This is a genomic window from Pseudomonas veronii (genome assembly GCF_002028325.1).
Taxonomy (GTDB): Bacteria; Pseudomonadota; Gammaproteobacteria; order Pseudomonadales; family Pseudomonadaceae; genus Aquipseudomonas; species Aquipseudomonas veronii.
The window spans coordinates 4,301,988-4,322,399 of sequence record NZ_CP018420.1 but is presented as its reverse complement, the minus strand read 5'-3'; the positions used below and the strand labels follow the sequence as shown (position 1 = coordinate 4,322,399).

At 59.4% G+C, this 20,412-nt stretch carries 18 protein-coding genes; 3 read left to right on the top strand and 15 right to left on the bottom strand.

Annotated features, from left to right (window positions below; genetic code table 11):
• From nuoC to PverR02_RS19495, 13 genes are all read right to left on the bottom strand, one after another.
• On the bottom strand, positions 1-1,785 hold the full coding sequence (gene nuoC, locus PverR02_RS19555) for an NADH-quinone oxidoreductase subunit C/D (protein WP_017848058.1): 1,785 nt from the start codon (positions 1,783-1,785) through the stop codon (positions 1-3).
• 72 nt (positions 1,786-1,857) lie between these two features.
• Complete coding sequence (locus tag PverR02_RS19550; RefSeq protein ID WP_003219572.1) at positions 1,858-2,532, bottom strand: NuoB/complex I 20 kDa subunit family protein; 675 nt, start codon at positions 2,530-2,532, stop codon at positions 1,858-1,860.
• Between the two features lie 10 nt (positions 2,533-2,542).
• The gene (locus PverR02_RS19545) at positions 2,543-2,956 is read right to left on the bottom strand and encodes an NADH-quinone oxidoreductase subunit A (protein WP_003219575.1); all 414 of its coding nucleotides are present in this window, start codon (positions 2,954-2,956) and stop codon (positions 2,543-2,545) included.
• Between the two features lie 659 nt (positions 2,957-3,615).
• Positions 3,616-4,941, bottom strand: a complete 1,326-nt coding sequence (aceA, locus tag PverR02_RS19540) for an isocitrate lyase (RefSeq protein WP_024076175.1) — start codon at positions 4,939-4,941, stop codon at positions 3,616-3,618.
• A gap of 492 nt (positions 4,942-5,433) precedes the next feature.
• On the bottom strand, positions 5,434-6,171 hold the full coding sequence (locus tag PverR02_RS19535; RefSeq protein ID WP_017848056.1) for a secretin N-terminal domain-containing protein: 738 nt from the start codon (positions 6,169-6,171) through the stop codon (positions 5,434-5,436).
• 239 nt (positions 6,172-6,410) lie between these two features.
• The gene (locus PverR02_RS19530) at positions 6,411-6,833 is read right to left on the bottom strand and encodes a GNAT family N-acetyltransferase (RefSeq protein WP_017848055.1); all 423 of its coding nucleotides are present in this window, start codon (positions 6,831-6,833) and stop codon (positions 6,411-6,413) included.
• Entirely contained in the window at positions 6,826-7,995 is a 1,170-nt protein-coding gene (locus PverR02_RS19525) for a ribosomal protein uL16 3-hydroxylase (RefSeq protein ID WP_017848054.1), read from the bottom strand. Before PverR02_RS19525 ends, PverR02_RS19530 begins: the two co-directional genes overlap by 8 nt.
• A gap of 84 nt (positions 7,996-8,079) precedes the next feature.
• Positions 8,080-9,450 carry an adenylosuccinate lyase gene (gene purB / locus PverR02_RS19520; protein WP_079444192.1) on the bottom strand — a complete coding sequence of 457 codons (1,371 nt, stop codon included), beginning with the start codon at positions 9,448-9,450 and terminating at the stop codon, positions 8,080-8,082.
• Between the two features lie 125 nt (positions 9,451-9,575).
• Positions 9,576-10,199, bottom strand: a complete 624-nt coding sequence (gene hflD / locus PverR02_RS19515) for a high frequency lysogenization protein HflD (RefSeq protein WP_017848052.1) — start codon at positions 10,197-10,199, stop codon at positions 9,576-9,578.
• Entirely contained in the window at positions 10,196-11,320 is a 1,125-nt protein-coding gene (gene mnmA, locus PverR02_RS19510; protein WP_079444191.1) for a tRNA 2-thiouridine(34) synthase MnmA, read from the bottom strand. Before mnmA ends, hflD begins: the two co-directional genes overlap by 4 nt.
• Positions 11,321-11,379: 59 nt before the next feature.
• Positions 11,380-11,826, bottom strand: coding sequence for an NUDIX hydrolase (locus PverR02_RS19505; RefSeq protein ID WP_017848050.1), 447 nt, complete (start codon positions 11,824-11,826; stop codon positions 11,380-11,382).
• 67 nt (positions 11,827-11,893) lie between these two features.
• The gene (locus PverR02_RS19500) at positions 11,894-12,295 is read right to left on the bottom strand and encodes a carbohydrate-binding module family 20 domain-containing protein (RefSeq protein WP_079444190.1); all 402 of its coding nucleotides are present in this window, start codon (positions 12,293-12,295) and stop codon (positions 11,894-11,896) included.
• A gap of 383 nt (positions 12,296-12,678) precedes the next feature.
• Positions 12,679-14,904 carry an NADP-dependent isocitrate dehydrogenase gene (locus tag PverR02_RS19495; RefSeq protein ID WP_017848049.1) on the bottom strand — a complete coding sequence of 742 codons (2,226 nt, stop codon included), beginning with the start codon at positions 14,902-14,904 and terminating at the stop codon, positions 12,679-12,681.
• Positions 14,905-15,409: 505 nt separating this feature from the next.
• Here PverR02_RS19495 and icd point away from each other — a divergent pair.
• Positions 15,410-16,666 carry an NADP-dependent isocitrate dehydrogenase gene (gene icd / locus PverR02_RS19490; protein ID WP_026140163.1) on the top strand — a complete coding sequence of 419 codons (1,257 nt, stop codon included), beginning with the start codon at positions 15,410-15,412 and terminating at the stop codon, positions 16,664-16,666.
• Between the two features lie 79 nt (positions 16,667-16,745).
• Here icd and cspD read toward each other — a convergent pair whose 3' ends face one another.
• Positions 16,746-17,024, bottom strand: a complete 279-nt coding sequence (cspD, locus tag PverR02_RS19485; RefSeq protein WP_057004490.1) for a cold shock domain-containing protein CspD — start codon at positions 17,022-17,024, stop codon at positions 16,746-16,748.
• Positions 17,025-17,248: 224 nt separating this feature from the next.
• Between cspD and clpS the strand changes: the two genes are divergently transcribed.
• Together clpS and clpA are read left to right on the top strand one after the other, a co-directional pair.
• On the top strand, positions 17,249-17,617 hold the full coding sequence (gene clpS / locus PverR02_RS19480; protein ID WP_010567912.1) for an ATP-dependent Clp protease adapter ClpS: 369 nt from the start codon (positions 17,249-17,251) through the stop codon (positions 17,615-17,617).
• 29 nt (positions 17,618-17,646) lie between these two features.
• A complete protein-coding gene (gene clpA, locus PverR02_RS19475) occupies positions 17,647-19,917 on the top strand; it encodes an ATP-dependent Clp protease ATP-binding subunit ClpA (RefSeq protein ID WP_079444189.1) in 2,271 nt (756 codons plus the stop codon).
• A gap of 185 nt (positions 19,918-20,102) precedes the next feature.
• On the opposite strand, the gene infA is transcribed toward clpA, so the two are convergent.
• Positions 20,103-20,321: a translation initiation factor IF-1 gene (infA, locus tag PverR02_RS19470; RefSeq protein ID WP_002553999.1), complete on the bottom strand. Its 219-nt coding sequence runs from the start codon at positions 20,319-20,321 to the stop codon at positions 20,103-20,105.
• Between the last annotated feature and the right edge of the window lie 91 nt (positions 20,322-20,412).

Here is a 20,412-nt window from a genome sequence, read left to right as displayed (position 1 = left end):
TTAGCGGTCCACGTCGGCCATAACGAAATCGATACTACCCAGGTACGCAATCAAGTCCGCGACCATCTCGCCTTTGATCACCGAAGGGATCTGCTGCAAGTGCGGGAAGCTTGGAGTACGAATCCGGGTGCGGTAGCTCATGGTGCCGCCATCGCTCGTCAGGTAATAACTGTTGATACCCTTGGTCGCTTCGATCATCTGGAAGGATTCGTTGGCCGGCATCACCGGGCCCCACGAAACTTGCAGGAAGTGCGTGATCAGGGTTTCGATGTGCTGCAGCGTGCGCTCTTTCGGCGGCGGCGTGGTCAGCGGGTGATCCGCCTTGTACGGGCCGGCCGGCATGTTGCGCAGGCACTGGTCGATGATCTTGATGCTCTGGCGCATCTCTTCGACGCGGACCATGCAGCGGTCATAGGCATCGCCGTTCGCGGCCAGCGGTACTTCGAATTCGAAGTTCTCGTAGCCGGAGTACGGACGGGCCTTGCGCAGGTCGAAATCGCAACCGGTGGAACGCAGGCCAGCACCGGTGACGCCCCATTCCAGGGCCTCTTTGGTGTTGTAGGCGGCGACGCCGATGGTCCGACCCTTGAGGATGCTGTTGTCCAGGGCGGCCTTGGTGTATTCGTCGAGACGCTTGGGCAGCCAGTCGACGAATTCCTTGACCAGTTTTTCCCAGCCGCGCGGCAGGTCGTGGGCCACACCGCCGATGCGGTACCAGGCCGGGTGCAGGCGGAAACCGGTGATGGCTTCGATGACTTTGTAGGCGCGCTGACGGTCGGTGAAGGTGAAGAACACCGGAGTCATGGCGCCGACGTCCTGGATGTAGGTCCCCAGGAACAGCAGGTGGCTGGTGATCCGGAAGAACTCGGCCATCATGACGCGGATGGTGTCGACGCGGTCGGGCACCTTGATGCCGGCCAGCTTCTCGACCGAGAGCACGTAAGGCAGGTTGTTCATCACGCCGCCGAGGTAGTCGATACGGTCGGTGTACGGGATGAAGCTGTGCCAGGACTGGCGCTCGGCCATCTTCTCGGCACCACGGTGGTGGTAGCCGATGTCCGGCACGCAGTCGACGATTTCTTCGCCGTCCAGCTGCAGGATGATACGGAAGGCACCGTGCGCCGAAGGGTGGTTCGGGCCCAGGTTGAGGAACATGTAGTCCTCGTTGGTGCCGGAACGCTTCATGCCCCAGTCTTCCGGACGGAAGCGTGCGGCTTCTTCTTCCAGTTGCTGTTTGGCCAGGGTCAGGCTGAACGGGTCGAATTCGGTGGCGCGGGCAGGGTAGTCCTTGCGCAGCGGGTGACCTTCCCAGGTCGGCGGCATCATGATGCGCGACAGGTGCGGGTGGCCCGGGAAGTCGATACCGAACATGTCCCAGACTTCACGCTCGTACCAGCTGGCGTTGGGCCAGATGCCGGTGACGGTCGGCACGCTCAGGTCGCTTTCGGAGAGGGCGACCTTGATCATCACGTCGCTGTTACGTTCGATCGACAGCAGGTGATAGAACACGGTGAAGTCGACGCCGCTCGGCAGCCCCTGGCGCTTGGTGCGCAGACGCTCGTCCACGCCATGCAGGTCATAGAGCATGACGTACGGCTTGGGCAGGTTGCGCAGGAAGGTCAGGACTTCGACGAGCTTGGCGCGCGCCACCCACAGCACCGGCATGCCGGTACGTGTGGCCTGGGCGGTGAAGGCGTCAGGGCCAAAACGGTTATTGAGTTCGACGACCACATCCTGGTCGTCTGCCTTATAAGGCGGGATGTACAGAGCACTGCCTGTAGTCATGGTTTTTTATCGCTTTCGGTCAACGTAAAGAATGAAGCCAGGTTTTCGTTCTATAAAAGAAGCGGCTCTGGATCAGACTTCGTCGGGGCTGCGCAGGTTGGTGACCTGAATACGCTGTTCGCGGCGCTGTTCCTTTTGTGACGGCATCTCGGCGCGGTAAACGCCTTGATCTCCGACAACCCAGGAAAGTGGGCGACGCTCCTTGCCAATCGATTCCTGCAACAGCATCAAGCCTTGCAGAAATGCTTCGGGGCGGGGCGGGCAGCCAGGCACGTAGACGTCCACGGGCAGGAACTTGTCCACCCCCTGAACAACGGAGTAGATGTCGTACATGCCACCGGAGTTGGCGCACGAACCCATGGAGATAACCCACTTCGGCTCGAGCATTTGCTCGTAGAGACGCTGAATGATCGGCGCCATCTTGATAAAGCAGGTACCGGCGATAACCATGAAATCCGCCTGACGCGGCGAGGCCCGGATCACTTCGGCGCCGAAGCGCGCGATGTCGTGGGGCGCCGTGAAGGCGGTGGTCATTTCCACGTAGCAGCAGGACAGACCGAAGTTGTACGGCCACAGGGAGTTTTTACGTCCCCAGTTGACCGCGCCGCTCAGCACGTCTTCCAGCTTGCCCATGTAGATGTTTTTGTGGACTTGGTCTTCTAACGGATCGGAAACGGTTTCCCGTTCGCCGATGGGGTACTGCTCGTTAGGAGCATCCGGGTCGATCCTGGTGAGATTGTATTGCATCGCCAAAGCCTCATTGTTTCAGCTTCGCTTGCCGCTTGCGACGAGCTTCCGGAGCCCAATCAAGGGCGCCCACTCGAAATAGGTAGACAAGGCCTGCCAACAGAATTGCTATGAAAACGAGGGCTTCGACGAATCCGGTCCAGCCGCTTTCGCGGACGGACACAGACCAGGCAAAGAGAAAGAGGGCTTCGATATCGAAGATCACGAAGAGCATCGCGACCAGATAGAATTTGGCTGAGAGCCGCAAGCGGGCGCCACCTGTGGGCAGCATGCCGGACTCGAACGGTTCGTTTTTGCTGCGGCCCCAGGCTTTTGACCCGAGTAGGCTGGAGACGCCGAGCATGAAGGCACAGAGGCCGACAACACCGAGGAGGAAAATGGCAAAGCCCCAGTTGTGGGCCATGAGTCCTGTCGCTTCGGTCATGCTGGTAATCCTTAGCAGAGAGCAAAGGTCTCTGAGCTCGAAAAAGTAACAATGCAGTGACGATATGTCGCAGCGCAATCAATCGCGGTGATTTTATGGCTAAACACCGGGCAAGTAAAATTCATATAGCGAAATTATTCGGTGGAATAAGCACATAGTACGCCTCCGTAGGGCTACAGCCCTTGAGTTACGGGCATTAGCGGGCTTTTTATCAAATATGTTTTGTTTAACCTGTAACGACGCTTTCATGGTCCAAATGATAATGAATGTTATTTGGGTGGGCGTTAAGCGGGTGGTTGCGGTGTGGTGCAGGAAGTTGTCGTTACTTGCTTGATTACCGCTAGTTGCCGGAGCGCATCTTTTAACTGATTTATCTGAACCAAATACCGCTTTGGATCAATGTTTCACACAAATTCTTCTGGTTGGCCCATTCCTCGATGTGGGAGGGGGCTTGCCCCCGATGGCGGTGGATCAGCAACAGACGTATTGACTGGCACACCGTAATCGGGGGCAAGCCCCCTCCCACATGTTTGATCTTTGTGGTGTCAGGGGGGGATTTTCTTCGGGCAAAAAAACGCCCCGAACCAGTCGGGGCGTCAGGTCGTGCGGCATTGCGGTTAGCTGTTTACCGGGGCCGCAATGGCCGTTTGCTCAGTCACTCAGTGGAACTGTTCTTCTTCGGTCGAACCGGTCAGCGCGGTCACGGACGAGGTGCCGCCCTGGATCACGGTGGTCATGTCGTCGAAGTAGCCGGTGCCCACTTCCTGCTGGTGAGCCACGAAGGTGTAACCCTTGGCGGCGTCAGCGAATTCCTGCTCCTGCAGTTTCACGTAGGCGGTCATGTCGTTGCGGGCGTAGTCGTGCGCCAGGTTGAACATGCTGTGCCACATGTTGTGAATGCCGGCCAGGGTGATGAACTGGTGCTTGTAGCCCATGGCGGACAGTTCGCGCTGGAACTTGGCGATGGTCGCGTCGTCCAGGTTTTTCTTCCAGTTGAAGGAAGGCGAGCAGTTGTAGGACAGCAGTTGGTCCGGGTATTCCTTTTTGATCGCTTCGGCGAAGCGACGGGCTTCTGCCAGGTCCGGCTTGGCGGTTTCGCACCAGATCAGGTCGGCGTAAGGTGCATAGGCCAGGCCGCGAGCGATGGCCTGGTCGAGACCGGCGCGCACTTTGTAGAAGCCTTCCTGGGTACGTTCGCCAGTGACGAACGGTTGGTCATACGGGTCGCAGTCCGACGTCAGCAAGTCGGCAGCGTTGGCGTCGGTACGGGCCAGGATGATGGTCGGTGTGCCGGCAACGTCAGCCGCCAGACGGGCAGCGGTCAGCTTCTGTACAGCTTCCTGGGTCGGTACCAGTACCTTGCCGCCCATGTGGCCGCATTTCTTCACCGAGGCCAGTTGGTCTTCGAAGTGAACGCCGGCGGCGCCTGCTTCGATCATGCTCTTCATCAGCTCGTAGGCGTTCAGCACGCCGCCGAAACCGGCTTCGGCGTCAGCCACGATCGGTGCGAAGTAGTCGATGTAGCCTTCGTCGCCTGGGCCTTTACCGGCTTTCCACTGGATCTGGTCGGCGCGACGGAACGAGTTGTTGATGCGCTTGACCACGGTCGGTACGGAGTCCACCGGGTACAGCGATTGGTCGGGGTACATGGATTCAGCGGAGTTGTTGTCCGCTGCCACTTGCCAGCCGGACAGGTAGATCGCCTGGATACCGGCTTTTACCTGTTGGACTGCCTGGCCACCGGTCAGGGCGCCCATGCAGTTGACGAAATCTTTGTCGGGACGGAAGGATGGCTTGGCGCCCTGGGTGACCAGGTTCCACAGCTTCTCGGCGCCGAGTTTTGCAAAAGTGTGCTCAGGTTGAACCGAGCCACGCAGGCGGACGACGTCAGCAGCGGAATAAGCGCGGGTCACGCCTTTCCAGCGTGGGTTTTCAGCCCAGTCTTTTTCAAGGGCTGCAATTTGCTGTTCGCGTGTCAGTGCCATGGAGATAAACCTCGTCGCATAGGTCTGGGTGGAAAATTCCGTTTGCCAGCCACGTATACAGTGCGTGGGCTTGGCTGCTCGCTGACCAGAAGCACAGGTGTTCAAGTCAAGTCTGGCGGGGAAGCGACGGGATGAACGAATGACGAGGGGGGAGTAGGGCAGGTAGGGGCGAACTGCGAACGGTCTTCGGGCGTCGTGGGCCTTGGGGCGATTCATCAGTGTGTAGCCGGGTTACCTGGTTAGCTTCCGTCCCTCGGGACAACTTCGTTCCAGTCGCAACCTCGTCAAACACACCTTGTGGGCGGTACAGACACGAATCGGCTCAGTTGGGTAGCTTAGAGCGACGATCCGAAGGCCCTTGCCAGGGCCTCTGATTAGCGGGAGCGAGGCCATCATGCCCATGCTTTTTTGGATCGTCAAATGTTTTGTAGTGCTTTTTTTCAGGCACTACATCTTTAGTCTTATACGACTCATCAGTCAGTTATCGGTGCTTCAGTTCAAGGTGTCGACTTTAACCCGTAAAGTCAGGTCGTCGCGGCCCTGGGTAGCGTAAGTGCGGGTCGTAGAGGATTTGTCGGCCTGGGTTTCGCGATTGATGCCGGCCAGCGGAATCCACTCGCCCAGGCGGCCGCTGACGGTTGTGTCGGTGCTTTGCACGTTCACTACATCGGGACGCTCCTGGCTCATGCGGTCACGGTTGGTGCTGATCGCCAGGTGTACGGTGTCGCCGGTCACGCTGGCGGTCACGTAGAAACCCTGGGTGACGTTGCGGTATTGGGTCTGGTTCTGCGGGCGGCCGTAGGCATCGGGCTGGGTGGTGGTCAGTGGCACGCTCTGGCCTACCTGGATCAGTGCGGGCACGCCTTCACTGGCCTGGATCTGCTGGATGCCGCCGTCGCGGCTGGCGGTGCCGTAGCTGATGATGCGGGTCTGGCTGTCGCCGCTGCTTTGCTGGTTGTTTTCGTTGGTGTCGACGGTGATCAGCAGGCGCTTGGCCGGTATGTCCAGTTGCGAGAGCAGGGTGCGCAGGTCCTGGATCCTGACGGGGTCGGCATTGACGATCAGTTGATTGCCGTAGGCGCTGACGGTGCCGTCCTTGCCGAGGAAGTTCTGCGCCACGGGCAGCAGGTCGGCGCTGGTACGGTGGCTCAAATTGACGACTTCGGTGTCGGCCGCCGCTGTGAAGCTGGCGGTCAGGAGGAGGGCGGTGAGCAGGGTGCGTAGGGACATGTCCGTTATCTCTGCGAGTCATAAGGCTTGATAGTGCCAGTTTGTCGGCCTGGCGGGTCGCAAGTTGAATCGTAGACGGCAAAACACCCTGGCATCGGTGGATGGCAGGGTGTTTTGGGGTGCTGCTGGTAATGCTATCGGGGGCAAGCCTCCTCCCACACTTGACGGCATTCCAAGGGACGCTCTCGGTCAAAATGTGGGAGGGGGCTTGCCCCCGATAGCAGCGACGCGGTCCCGGATCAGCCCTCGCGCACCATATCGACGTGCGGAATCCCGACTTCAAGGAATTCCTCGCTGACGATCTTGAAACCCAGTCGCTCATAGAACGGCGCGGCATAAACCTGCGCACTGAGGAACTGTTTATTCTGGCCGCGCTTCTCGGCTTCGCCAATCACGGCTTCCATCAGCTTGTCGCCGACTTTAAGCCCGCGCCAGTCCTTGAGGACCGACACGCGGCCGATCTCGCCGCTGGGCAGCAGGCGCGCGGTGCCAATCGGAAAGTCGCCCTCGAACGCGAGGAAATGCACGGCGTCCGCGTCGTCTGCGTCCCATTCCAGTTCGGGTGGGACCGATTGTTCGGCGATAAATACCGCTTCACGAATGCGCCGAATCTCGGCGATATCCTTATGCCAGTTCGCGACATTGACGTGAATCTTATTCATCGGCAAACCCCAGGCTTCCCTGCTTGACCAGCTCGCACAGCAGGTCGCGGGCATCGTCGTCCGCCAGCCATTCGCTCAGGTTGTCGATGTGCAGGGCGTCGGCTGCGCAGATCATTTTCAGTAGTTCGCGCAGCTTGCCCGGCAGGTAACGGCTCTGGCCGCTGGCGAACAGCAGCAGGTCGTCGTCGACTTCGGACCAGGCCATGCGCGCGCTTGGGTTGCGGATCAATACGCCGCCATCTTCCAGGCTGCCGACCACGTCTTCTTCCAGCAGCTCTTCCGGGCCGGCGACCAGTTCCGGGTAGCGCGGCTCGGTCATGAACTGGCCGAACCAGGTCAGCAGCATGCGCTCGTCGCTCATGTGCTCGGCCAGCAGGCTCTTGAGGCGGTCGAGGGCATCGCTCTGGATCTGGTGTGGATCGCTGGCCGGTTGGATGTCGGCGTCGGTGTAACGCTCTTCGTCGGTCAGGTACTGGCTGAGGAAGTCGGTGAAGTGGGTCAGTACTTCGGCGGCGCTTGGCGCGCGGAAGCCGACCGAGTAGGTCATGCAGTCATCTTCGGCAATACCATAGTGGGCCAGGCGTGGCGGCAGGTAGAGCATGTCGCCCGGTTCCAGCACCCATTCGGCGATCTCTTCGAATTCGGCGAGGATGCGCAGGTCGGCGTGTTGCAGCATCGGGCTGTCAGAGCTGCACATCTGGCCGATCTTCCAGTTGCGCTTGCCATGGGCTTGCAGCAGGAACACGTCGTAGTTATCGAAGTGCGGACCCACGCTGCCACCGGGCGCGGCGAAGCTGATCATCACGTCGTCGATGCGCCAGCTGGGCAGGAAGCGGAACTGTTCGAGCAGTTCGGCGACTTCCGGCACGAACTGGTCGACCGCCTGCACCAGCAGGGTCCACTCGCGCTCGGGCAGGGTGCTGAAGGTGTCTTCGGCGAACGGGCCGCGGCGCAGTTCCCACGGACGCTCGCCGTGTTCGATCACCAGGCGCGACTCGACTTCTTCTTCCAGGGCCAGGCCGGCCAGTTCATCGGCGTCGATCGGGCTTTCGAAATCAGGAATGGCCTGACGGATCAGCAGCGGTTTTTTCTGCCAGTAGTCGCGCAGGAATTCCCGTGCCGTGATGCCGCCCAGAAGTTGAAGAGGGATATCAGGATTCATGTGTAACCTATTGAAAAAAAGCACTTTTCAGACTGGAATAAAAACGCCCGGCGCGGCCGGGCGTCTCAAAGGGGCTTGCGATGATCAGATGCGTTTGGCTTGGGCCACGGCGTTGCCGATGTAGTTGGCCGGGGTGAGCAGTTTCAGCTCGGCCTTGGCAGCGGCGGGCATGTCCAGGCCGTCGATGAAAGTTTGCAGTGCTTCAGGGCTGATGCCTTTGCCGCGCGTCAACTCTTTGAGCTTCTCATACGGGTTTTCGATGTTGTAGCGGCGCATCACGGTCTGGATCGGTTCGGCCAGAACTTCCCAGCATGCATCCAGGTCAGCGGCGATTTTCTGCTCGTTGAGTTCCAGCTTGCTGATGCCTTTGAGGCTGGCTTCGTAGGCGATCACGCTGTGGGCAAAGCCCACGCCGAGGTTGCGCAGTACGGTGGAGTCGGTCAGGTCGCGCTGCCAGCGGGAGATCGGCAACTTGCTGGCCAGGTGCTGGAACAGGGCGTTGGCGATGCCGAGGTTGCCTTCGGAGTTTTCGAAGTCGATCGGGTTGACCTTGTGCGGCATGGTCGACGAACCGATTTCGCCGGCAATGGTGCGCTGCTTGAAGTAGCCCAGGGAGATGTAGCCCCAGACGTCACGGTCAAAGTCGATCAGGATGGTGTTGAAGCGCGCAATCGCGTCGAACAGCTCGGCGATGTAGTCGTGCGGTTCGATCTGCGTGGTGTACGGGTTGAAGCCCAGGCCCAGTTCGTCTTCGATGAAGGCGCGGGCGTTGGCTTCCCAGTCGATCTCCGGGTAGGCCGACAGGTGGGCGTTGTAGTTGCCCACGGCGCCGTTGATCTTGCCCAGCAGCGGGACGGCCGCCACTTGAGCGATCTGGCGCTCCAGGCGATACACCACGTTGGCCAGTTCTTTGCCCAGGGTGGTCGGCGAGGCCGGTTGACCGTGGGTGCGCGACAGCATCGGCACAGCGGCGAAGCGGATCGCCAGTTCGCGGATGGCTTCGGCGGCCTGGCGCATCAGCGGCAGCATCACCTCATCACGGCCTTCGCGCAGCATCAGGGCGTGGGACAGGTTGTTGATGTCCTCGCTGGTGCAGGCGAAGTGGATGAATTCGCTGACGTTGGCCAGTTCCGGCAGCTTGGCCGCTTGCTCTTTGAGCAGGTATTCGATGGCTTTGACGTCGTGGTTGGTGGTGCGCTCGATCTCTTTGACACGCTCGGCGTGCTCCAGAGAGAAGTTTTCCGCCAGGGTGTTCAATACCGCGTTGGCTTCGGCGGAGAACGCCGGCACTTCACTGATGGCAGGGTGAGCGGCCAGGCGCTGGAGCCAGCGCACTTCAACCAGTACGCGGGCACGGATCAGGCCGTATTCACTGAAAATCGGGCGCAGGGCCTGGGTCTTGCCGGCGTAGCGGCCGTCAACAGGGGAAACCGCAGTGAGCGAAGAGAGCTGCATGGGGTGTTCTCGGACAGTCGGGCAACGAAATGGGGCGCGTATCATACATGAAAAAATCCGCCGGTCCGTTGCCAACTGACCGGCGTATTACGCGTAACGGCTTGAAAATAGCCCGTGGCTGCGACTTATTCGTTGCGCATCAACGGGTAAAGCTCTTTGAGCAATTTGCGACGGCTGATGACCAACTGCCAACGATGACCGCCCAACTGGCGCCACAACCGCGCCGAGCGGATACCGGCCAGAAGCAGGGCGCGGATCTTCGAGGCGTTGTTCGGTTGTTGCAGGTTGCGCATGTCGCCATGCACCTGGATGCGCTGGCGCAATGTGCTCAAGGTGTCCTGATACAGCGCGCCGCAGGCGGCGATGACGTTTTCGTGGGCCGGGCCGAAGTGTTCAACCTGGGACTGGATCTGCGGCAGGCGCTTGCCGATGGTCTCCAGCAGGTCGTCACGCTTGGCCAGTTGGCGCTCGAGGCCGAGCATCGACAGGGCGTAGCGCAGCGGTTCGCGCTGCAAGGTGCTCGGGTCGCGTTCCAGTGCGCCGACCAGCGCGCGGTAGCCTTCACGCAGCGCCAGGTCGTCACCGCCATAGACTTCCAGGGTGTCCTTGGGGTCGCGAACCAGCAGGCTGCCGAGCATGCAGGTCAGGCCGGCCTCGGTAACCTGGCCGGTTTTGGCGATCTTGTCCACCAGCACTGCGGCGAGGAAGACCCCGCCGAGTGCCGTCAGTTGCTCCTGGATCGGGCTCATGCCGGGTTGCTCCAGGGTTCGGCGACTTCAATCACGCCGCCCCCCAGGCACACCTCGCCATCGTAGAACACCACGGACTGGCCAGGCGTGACCGCGCGCTGCGGGTCATCGAAGGTGGCGCGGTAACCGTCGGCGGTTTTTTCCAGGGTGCAGGGCTGGTCGCTCTGACGATAGCGCACCTTGGCGGTCAGGCGGCGCGGCGCGCTCAGGTCCACCGGGTTGACCCAGTAGATATCCGAAGCGAGCAGTGCGCGGGAGAACAGCCATGGGTGATCATTGCCCTGGCCCACGATCAGTTCGTTGTGCTCCAGGTCCTTGACCAGCACGTACCAGGGCTCGTCGCCGGCGTCTTTCAAACCGCCGATGCCCAGGCCCTGGCGCTGGCCGATGGTGTGGTACATCAGGCCGTGATGGCGGCCGATGACCTCGCCTTCGGTGGTTTTGATCTCGCCCGGTTGCGCTGGCAGGTATTGCTTGAGGAAGTCGCTGAAGCGGCGCTCGCCGATAAAGCAGATCCCGGTGGAATCCTTCTTCTTGGCGGTGGCCAGGTCGTGCTGCTCGGCAATCCGGCGCACTTCGGGCTTTTCCAGTTCGCCGACCGGGAACAGGGTCTTGGCGATCTGTTCGCCGCCGACGGCGTGCAGGAAGTAGCTCTGGTCCTTGTTGGGGTCCAGGCCCTTGAGCAGTTCGGTGCGCCCGTCGATGTCACGACGGCGCACGTAGTGGCCGGTGGCAATCAGGTCGGCGCCGAGCATCATGGCGTAGTCGAGGAACGCCTTGAACTTGATCTCGCGGTTGCACAGGATGTCCGGGTTCGGCGTGCGGCCGGCCTTGTATTCGGCCAGGAAGTGCTCGAACACGTTGTCCCAGTACTCGGCGGCGAAGTTGGCGGTGTGCAGCTTGATGCCGATCTTGTCGCACACGGCCTGGGCATCCGCCAGGTCGTCCATGGCGGTGCAATATTCCGTTCCATCGTCTTCTTCCCAGTTCTTCATGAACAGGCCTTCCACCTCATAACCCTGCTCCATGAGCAGAACGGCGGAAACGGAAGAATCCACGCCGCCGGACATGCCGACGATGACGCGCTTCTTTTGTGTGTCAGAAGGGGCTGGATCACGCATAGGGTTTCAACGGGTGTCTTGAAAAAGGACGCGATTCTAACAGGCCCAAGCCTTCAAGGCTAAAGAGAAGGTCGGATCAATTCGAGACTGTGGCGAAAGCCGGCCAGATAATCATCGATACACCGGATGATCAGCTCACTGCGCCAGGCGTCGCGCAGGCCCATCAGCTCGTCACGGCTCAGCCAGCGGGCGCGCACGATGCCGTCGTCAAGTTGATAGTCCGGGCGGTGTTTCAGCGCCTTGGCGGTGAAGCAGACCCGCTGGTAGGTCACGCCGTTGCTCGGCGCGGTGTACAGGTAGATGCCGACGATGCCGGTGGCTTCGACGTCCCAGCCGGTTTCTTCGAGGGTTTCACGCACGGCGGCTTCGGTCAGGGTTTCGTGCGGGTCGAGGTGGCCGGCGGGCTGGTTGAGCACGGCGCGGCCGCCCTTGAGTTCTTCGACCATCAGGAAGCGGCCGTTGTCTTCGACGATGGTGGCGACGGTGATGTGGGGTTGCCAGGTCATGAATGGCTCTCGAATGCAGGTGGGGGCTAAATCATCCTGCATGATACGCCGGACATGGCCGGACTGCTCAGAACGTAGCAGTGGCCTGGGCTTGCGGGGAGAACTTCAATATCACTTCGTTATTCGGCCCAGCCTGCCATTTCTGTACATCCTGCGGGTTCTTTTCGTTGCGAATAATGCACTTCCATTCCACCTTTTCATCGAGCTGGACGCCCGAAAAACGCACCTGGCCGGTCCATGTCGGGTAGTTGGATGGGCTGAGTAAAACGGCGTTGGCGGGGTCCCATTTTCCGACTTCTGGGTGCGAGCCAACCACATAGACGCTATATCCTTGCGTTGTGACGCCGTTCTGGCAGGTAAAGCTCGCGTTGAGGAAGTATGTCATCTGGACGTTTTGGCCAGCGTTTGCCAGGGGCAGCAGCGCAAGCAAGAAAGCGCCCAGTGGCAATAAATAGTAGGTGCGCAACATTTGATGGTCTCCCGGTCTCGGCTCAGTCGTCACGGGATAAGGATGGTCTTCAGGGGGCTGGGGGGCACCTGTTAGAACTTACAGTTCATTAGAGTCTTTCGCGATTGTTCTGCCTTCGTGAGGGCCTGAAAAGTTGTCTTCGACGATGGTGTGGGGTTGCCAGGTCATTGGATGCCTCTCGATTCTGAGTGCGGTGCGGTCTTCAGGCAGGATTGCAGTCGGTGTGGGAGGGGGCTTGCTCCCGATGGCGGTGGGGCAGTCGACTTATTGATAGCTGACTCACTGCCATCGGGAGCAAGCTCCCTCCCACATTTGAATCCGGTTTATTCGCTGGAAACACAAACCCCGGCACGGGGCCGGGGTTTGTTTGCATCCTTACAACCTTACTTCAGCTTGGCAATTGCCGCGTTGAGGGTGTTGCTCGGGCGCATGACTTTGCTGGTCAGCTCCGGGTTCGGCGCGTAGTAGCCGCCGATGTCCACTGGCTTGCCCTGTACGGCGTTGAGCTCGGCAACGATGGTTGCCTCGTTCGCGGCGAGGGTCTTGGCCAGTTCGCCGAATTGCGCTTGCAGCGCGGTGTCTTCGGTCTGTGCGGCCAGGGCTTGGGCCCAGTACAGCGCCAGGTAGAAGTGGCTGCCGCGGTTGTCGATGTTGCCGACTTTGCGCGATGGCGACTTGTTGTTGTCGAGGAACTGGCCGGTGGCCTGGTCCAGGGTCTTGGACAGCACCAGGGCTTTCGGGTTGTTGTAAGTCACGCCCAAATGCTCAAGCGATGCGGCCAGGGCCAGGAACTCGCCGAGGGAATCCCAACGCAGGAAGTTTTCTTCCAGCAGTTGCTGCACGTGCTTGGGTGCCGAACCGCCAGCGCCGGTTTCGAACAGACCGCCACCGTTCATCAGCGGCACGATCGACAGCATCTTGGCGCTGGTGCCCAGTTCCATGATCGGGAACAGGTCGGTCAGGTAGTCGCGCAGTACGTTACCGGTCACCGAGATGGTGTCCAGGCCCTTGCGGGTGCGCTCCAGGGTGAACTTCATCGCGTCGACCGGCGACATGATGCGGATGTCCAGGCCGTCGGTGTTGTGGTCTTTCAGGTAGGTCTGGACTTTCTCGATCACCGCACCGTCGTGGGCGCGCTGTGGGTCCAGCCAGAAGATGGCCGGGGTGTTGCTGGCGCGGGCGCGGTTGACGGCGAGTTTGACCCAGTCCTGGATCGGCGCGTCTTTGGCCTGGCACATACGGAAGATGTCGCCGGCTTCGACGGCCTGTTCCATCAGCAGGTTGCCCTTGCTGTCGGTAACGCGGACGACGCCGTCAGCCTTGACCTGGAAGGTCTTGTCGTGAGAGCCGTACTCTTCGGCTTTCTGTGCCATCAGGCCAACGTTCGGCACGCTGCCCATGGTGGTCGGATCGAACGCGCCATTGGCCTTGCAGTCTTCGATGACGGCTTGGTAGATGGTGGCGTAGCAGCGATCCGGGATCACGGCCTTGGTGTCATGCAGCTGGCCGTCGGTGCCCCACATTTTGCCGGAGTCACGGATCATGGCCGGCATCGAGGCGTCGACGATCACGTCGCTCGGCACGTGCAGGTTGGTGATGCCTTTGTCGGAGTTGACCATCGCCAGGGAAGGGCGAGCGGCGTAGACCGCCTGGATATCCGCTTCGATCTGCGCTTGCTGCTCGGCCGGCAGGGCCTTGATGCGAGCGTACAGGTCGCCGATGCCGTTGTTCAGGTTGAAGCCGATCTGCTCCAGCACGGCGGCGTGCTTGGTCAGGGCGTCTTTATAGAACTCGGCAACGATCTGGCCGAACATGATCGGGTCGGAGACCTTCATCATGGTGGCTTTCAGGTGAACCGACAGCAGTACGCCTTGTTTCTTGGCGTCTTCGATTTCAGCGGCGATGAAGCTGCGCAGGGCGTTCTTGCTCAGCACGGAGCTGTCGATGATTTCGCCAGCTTGTACGGAAGTCTTTTCCTTCAGTACGGTCGCGGTGCCGTCTTTAGCGATCAGTTCGATTTTGACCGCGTCGGCTGCCTCGATCTGTACGGCTTTTTCGCTGCCGTAGAAGTCGCCGTGGCTCATGTAAGCGACGTGGGACTTGGAGTCGGCAGCCCAGGCGCCCATCTTGTGCGGGTGCTTGCGTGCGTAGTTCTTGACCGACAGCGGTGCGCGGCGGTCGGAGTTGCCTTCGCGCAGTACCGGGTTCACGGCGCTGCCCTTGATCTTGTCGTAACGTGCACGGGTTTCTTTTTCCGCGTCGGTGGTTACGGTTTCCGGGTAGTCCGGCAGGGCGTAGCCCTTGGCTTGCAGTTCTTTGATCGCCGCCTGCAGTTGAGGCGTCGAGGCGCTGATGTTAGGCAGCTTGATGATGTTGGCTTCAGGCGTAACGGCCAGGGCGCCCAGTTCGGCGAGGTGGTCCGGGACGGCTTTGGTGCCCAGTTGCTCGGGGAAGCTTGCGAGGATGCGCCCGGCGAGGGAGATGTCGCGGGTTTCCACGGCAATATCAGCGGAAGCGGTGAAGGCCTCTACGATAGGCAGCAGTGAATAGGTGGCGAGGGCTGGTGCTTCGTCGGTGAAGGTGTAGATGATCTTCGAGCGGGTGGGCATATTCGGATTAACTCTCTTCTTTGCTGAAAGCGTGCGCAGAAACTCGAGATGCGCCGGGTAGAGCGCGTTCGTTCAAAGTCATCCATGAGCGAAAGGTCGAGGTTTCTTCGCGGTGATGTTGGGTTGCATCAGTCGAGCGTCAAGCGGGTGGACTATTGTTTAGTCCGGCTTTTCTGGCGCTGGGCGCTGCTTTCTATTGAAGAAGCAGGCGGTCGGCCGTCGTGACTCTTTGGTCAGCGGCGGCATTATACATAGGTCGCTATGCTTACGCCGAGCCTTCATACAAAAGGTGGGTCGTCCATTGGTCTAAAGGTCGCAGGGACCAAGTTGCGCCTAAAGTCGCATGATGTGCTCAAGATTGGCGCTTTTCCCTTTGATTTCAAGCTTGTAGGCGACTAAATATGCTGTTTTCGATGCAAATGAGCGTGGCGTGAGGTTTAAGTCGTCATTTATCTGGAGTAGGCTCGAACGCAGCCAGATGTTCAATCCATAGATGGAGTTCAGCATGGGATACAAGAAGATTCAGGTTCCGGCAGTCGGCGACAAAATCACCGTCAATGCAGACCATTCTCTCAATGTTCCTGACCAACCGATCATCCCTTATATCGAAGGTGACGGTATCGGTGTCGACATCAGCCCAGTGATGATCAAGGTGGTCGACGCCGCTGTTGAAAAAGCTTACGGCGGCAAGCGCAAGATTTCGTGGATGGAAGTTTACGCCGGTGAGAAGGCGACCCAGGTCTATGACCAGGACACCTGGCTGCCCCAGGAAACCCTGGACGCGGTGCGCGATTACGTAGTCTCCATCAAAGGCCCGTTGACCACGCCGGTCGGTGGTGGCATCCGTTCGTTGAACGTGGCCCTGCGCCAACAACTCGACCTGTATGTGTGCCTGCGCCCGGTGCGCTGGTTCGAAGGCGTGCCGAGCCCGGTCAAAAAGCCTGGCGACGTGGACATGACCATCTTCCGCGAAAACTCCGAAGATATTTACGCCGGGATCGAGTGGAAAGCCGGTTCGCCGGAAGCGATCAAAGTGATCAAGTTCCTCAAGGAGGAAATGGGCGTCACCAAGATCCGCTTCGACCAGGATTGCGGTATCGGCATCAAGCCGGTGTCCAAAGAGGGCACCAAGCGCCTGGCGCGCAAGGCCCTGCAATATGTCGTGGATAACGACCGCGAGTCGCTGACCATCGTACACAAAGGCAACATCATGAAGTTCACCGAAGGTGCCTTCAAGGAATGGGCCTACGAAGTGGCGGCTGAAGAATTCGGCGCAACCCTGCTCGATGGCGGGCCGTGGATGCAGTTCAAGAACCCGAAGACCGGCAAGAATGTCGTGGTCAAGGATGCGATTGCCGATGCCATGCTGCAGCAGATCCTGCTGCGTCCGGCTGAATACGACGTGATCGCGACCCTCAACCTCAACGGTGACTACCTGTCTGACGCCCTGGCGGCGGAAGTCGGTGGTATCGGCATTGCGCCGGGCGCCAACCTGTCCGACACCGTGGCAATGTTTGAAGCCACCCACGGTACTGCGCCGAAATATGCCGGTAAGGACCAGGTCAACCCGGGTTCGCTGATCCTGTCGGCGGAAATGATGCTGCGCCACATGGGCTGGACCGAAGCGGCCGATCTGATCATCAAGGGCACCAATGGTGCTATCTCGGCCAAGACCGTGACCTATGACTTCGAGCGCCTGATGGAGGGCGCGAAGTTGGTGTCGTCGTCGGGCTTTGGCGATGCGCTGATCTCGCACATGTAAACACGCAGGCATAAAAAACGGCTACTCCAATGGGTTGGGTGGCCGTTTTTTATTTGCATGCTTCTCGCTTGGCAGTGAATCAGGCCGTTAGCTTCTTTTCTTTTTGAGCGGCGGATACAACGGGTTTTGCAGATGTAGTGATCGTGCTTGCACAGATGTTCACGGCGTGCAGCCCTTTCGGTCCTTGAATAATCTCAAAGCTCACAGCTTGGCCCGCTTTCAGCGTTTTGTAGCCATCCATATGGATCGCTGAATAATGCGCAAAAAGGTCCTCGGTCTTACCTTCTTCATTAATGAAGCCGTAACCCTTGGCATTGTTGAACCATTTGACCTTGCCACTGATCTTGACGCCAGACATACCCATATCCCTCTGCACCAGACTCCATCACTGGAGTATCATCCAGTTTATCCGTCCTAACCCGAATAAATAAGGTTGACTGCGCGGACCTTTTTTACCCACTGTGGGTTCTATTGGTTGTAACACCGATTTGCCGATAGTCAAGGTGACCGAACGGTCAGAGTTGAAATTCTGACAGGTCGCCCCCACCACTGTATTTGAACCACTGACGAACCTTTCTTTCCATGCATGCAATCAGCCAGATTCGACTAACATTCAATCAGGATCGACCGGATCACGAGCACGATGACGACGGTTCTGCAGGCATTGCTGTTCAGGAGGCCAAGCCTGCTCTACAGGCGCCGCCGATGTACAAGGTGGTTTTGTTCAACGATGACTACACACCGATGGATTTCGTGGTCGAAGTACTCGAGGTGTTTTTTAACCTGAACCGCGAGTTGGCGACCAAGGTAATGCTGGCCGTTCACACAGAAGGACGGGCAGTATGTGGAGTGTTTACCCGCGACATCGCCGAGACAAAGGCCATGCAGGTCAACCAGTACGCCAGGGAAAGCCAGCATCCGCTACTCTGTGAAATCGAGAAGGACGGTTAACGCCGACCACTTGGGTATGAGGTGAAGCTATGTTAAACCGCGAGCTCGAAGTCACCCTCAATCTTGCCTTCAAAGAGGCCCGTTCGAAGCGTCATGAATTCATGACCGTCGAGCACCTGCTGCTGGCACTTTTGGATAACGAAGCTGCCGCCACCGTTTTGCGTGCGTGCGGCGCCAACCTCGACAAACTCAAGCATGACCTGCAGGAGTTCATCGACTCCACGACGCCACTGATCCCCGTGCATGACGAGGACCGTGAAACCCAGCCGACCCTGGGCTTTCAGCGGGTATTGCAGCGTGCTGTTTTCCACGTACAGAGCTCCGGTAAGCGTGAAGTCACGGGCGCCAATGTGCTTGTCGCCATCTTCAGCGAACAGGAAAGCCAGGCAGTGTTCCTGCTCAAGCAGCAGAGCGTTGCCCGTATCGATGTCGTCAACTACATCGCCCACGGTATCTCCAAAGTGCCTGGGCACGGCGATCATTCCGAGGGTGAGCAGGAAATGCAGGACGACGAGGGCGGTGAGTCTTCTTCTTCGGGCAACCCATTGGATGCCTATGCCAGCAATCTCAATGAGCTGGCGCGCCAGGGGCGGATCGATCCGCTGGTGGGGCGCGAGGCTGAAGTTGAGCGCGTGGCGCAGATCCTCGCGCGTCGTCGCAAGAACAACCCGTTGCTGGTGGGTGAGGCGGGCGTGGGTAAAACCGCGATTGCCGAAGGCCTGGCCAAGCGTATCGTCGACAACCAGGTGCCGGACTTGCTGGCCAGCAGCGTCGTCTACTCCCTTGACCTCGGCGCGTTGCTCGCCGGGACCAAGTACCGCGGCGATTTCGAGAAGCGCTTCAAGGCGCTGCTCGGCGAGCTGAAAAAACGCCCGCAGGCGATCCTGTTCATCGATGAAATCCACACGATCATTGGGGCCGGTGCGGCCTCCGGTGGTGTGATGGATGCTTCCAACCTGCTCAAGCCGTTGTTGTCGTCGGGTGATATCCGCTGCATCGGCTCGACCACGTTCCAGGAATTCCGCGGGATCTTCGAGAAAGACCGTGCCCTGGCGCGTCGCTTCCAGAAAGTCGACGTGTCCGAGCCTTCGGTTGAAGACACCATCGGCATCCTGCGTGGGCTCAAGGGGCGTTTCGAAGCGCACCATGGCATCGAGTACACCGATGAAGCGTTGCGGGCCGCTGCCGAGCTGGCGTCGCGCTACATCAACGATCGGCACATGCCGGACAAGGCCATCGACGTGATCGACGAGGCGGGTGCCTATCAGCGTCTGCAGCCGGTCGAGAAGCGTGTGAAGCGCATCGACGTGGCTCAGGTCGAGGATATCGTGGCCAAGATCGCGCGGATTCCGCCAAAACACGTCACCACCTCCGACAAAGAGCTGCTGCGTAACCTGGAGCGCGACCTCAAGCTCACCGTGTTTGGCCAGGATGCGGCCATCGACTCGCTGTCCACTGCGATCAAGTTGTCGCGGGCGGGCCTCAAGTCGCCGGACAAGCCCGTCGGTTCGTTCCTGTTCGCCGGCCCGACCGGCGTCGGCAAGACCGAAGCGGCCCGGCAGTTGGCCAAGGCCATGGGCATTGAGTTGGTGCGGTTCGACATGTCCGAATACATGGAGCGTCACACCGTGTCGCGCCTGATCGGTGCGCCTCCGGGCTATGTCGGTTTTGATCAGGGCGGCCTGTTGACCGAGGCGATCACCAAGCAGCCGCATTGCGTATTGCTGCTCGATGAAATCGAGAAGGCTCACCCGGAAGTCTTCAACCTGCTGCTGCAGGTCATGGACCACGGCACTCTGACCGACAACAACGGGCGCAAGGCGGATTTCCGCAACGTGATCGTGATCATGACCACCAACGCCGGTGCTGAAGCTGCGGCGCGGGCGTCGATCGGCTTTACGCATCAGGATCACTCTTCCGATGCGATGGAAGTGATCAAGAAGAGCTTCACGCCGGAGTTCCGCAACCGCCTGGACACCATTATCCAGTTTGGTCGCCTCAGCCATGAGGTCATCAAAAACGTGGTGGACAAGTTCCTCACCGAGCTTCAAGCGCAGTTGGAAGACAAGCGCGTGCAGCTGGAAGTGACGGACGCGGCGCGCAATTGGCTGGCCGAAGGTGGTTACGACGCGGCAATGGGCGCTCGCCCGATGGCGCGTCTGATCCAGGACAAGATCAAGCGACCATTGGCCGAAGAGATCCTGTTCGGCGAGCTCTCCGACCATGGTGGCGTGGTGCATATCGACCTGAAGGACGGCGAGCTGACCTTCGAGTTCGAAACCACGGCCGAAATGGCCTGATCGTTCTGCAGCTACGCAAAAGGCGCCGAAAGGCGCCTTTTTGCTGTCTTGAAATGCAATTGCCAGAACAATGGCGATCCAATGTGGGAGGGAACAAGCCCCCTCCCGCATTGGGTTTCGGGTGTCAGGTAAATGCTATACACACAAAAACGCCCGGCATAACCGGGCGTCTTGTATTGACTTGATTAGCGGGCGCGGTAAGTGATGCGCCCTTTGCTCAAGTCATAGGGCGTCAGCTCGACGCGCACTTTGTCACCGGTAAGAATACGAATGTAGTTCTTGCGCATCTTGCCGGAGATATGCGCGGTTACGACGTGCCCATTTTCCAACTCCACACGAAACATGGTGTTGGGCAGGGTGTCGACGACAGTGCCTTCCATTTCGAAGCTGTCTTCTTTCGACATGCAGTAAAGCCCTCGGTATCCAGTGAATGGCCCGGTGCAACTGCGCCAGGCAAAAGCGGCGTGCATTGTGCCCGAAAAAGGGTGTTTAAGC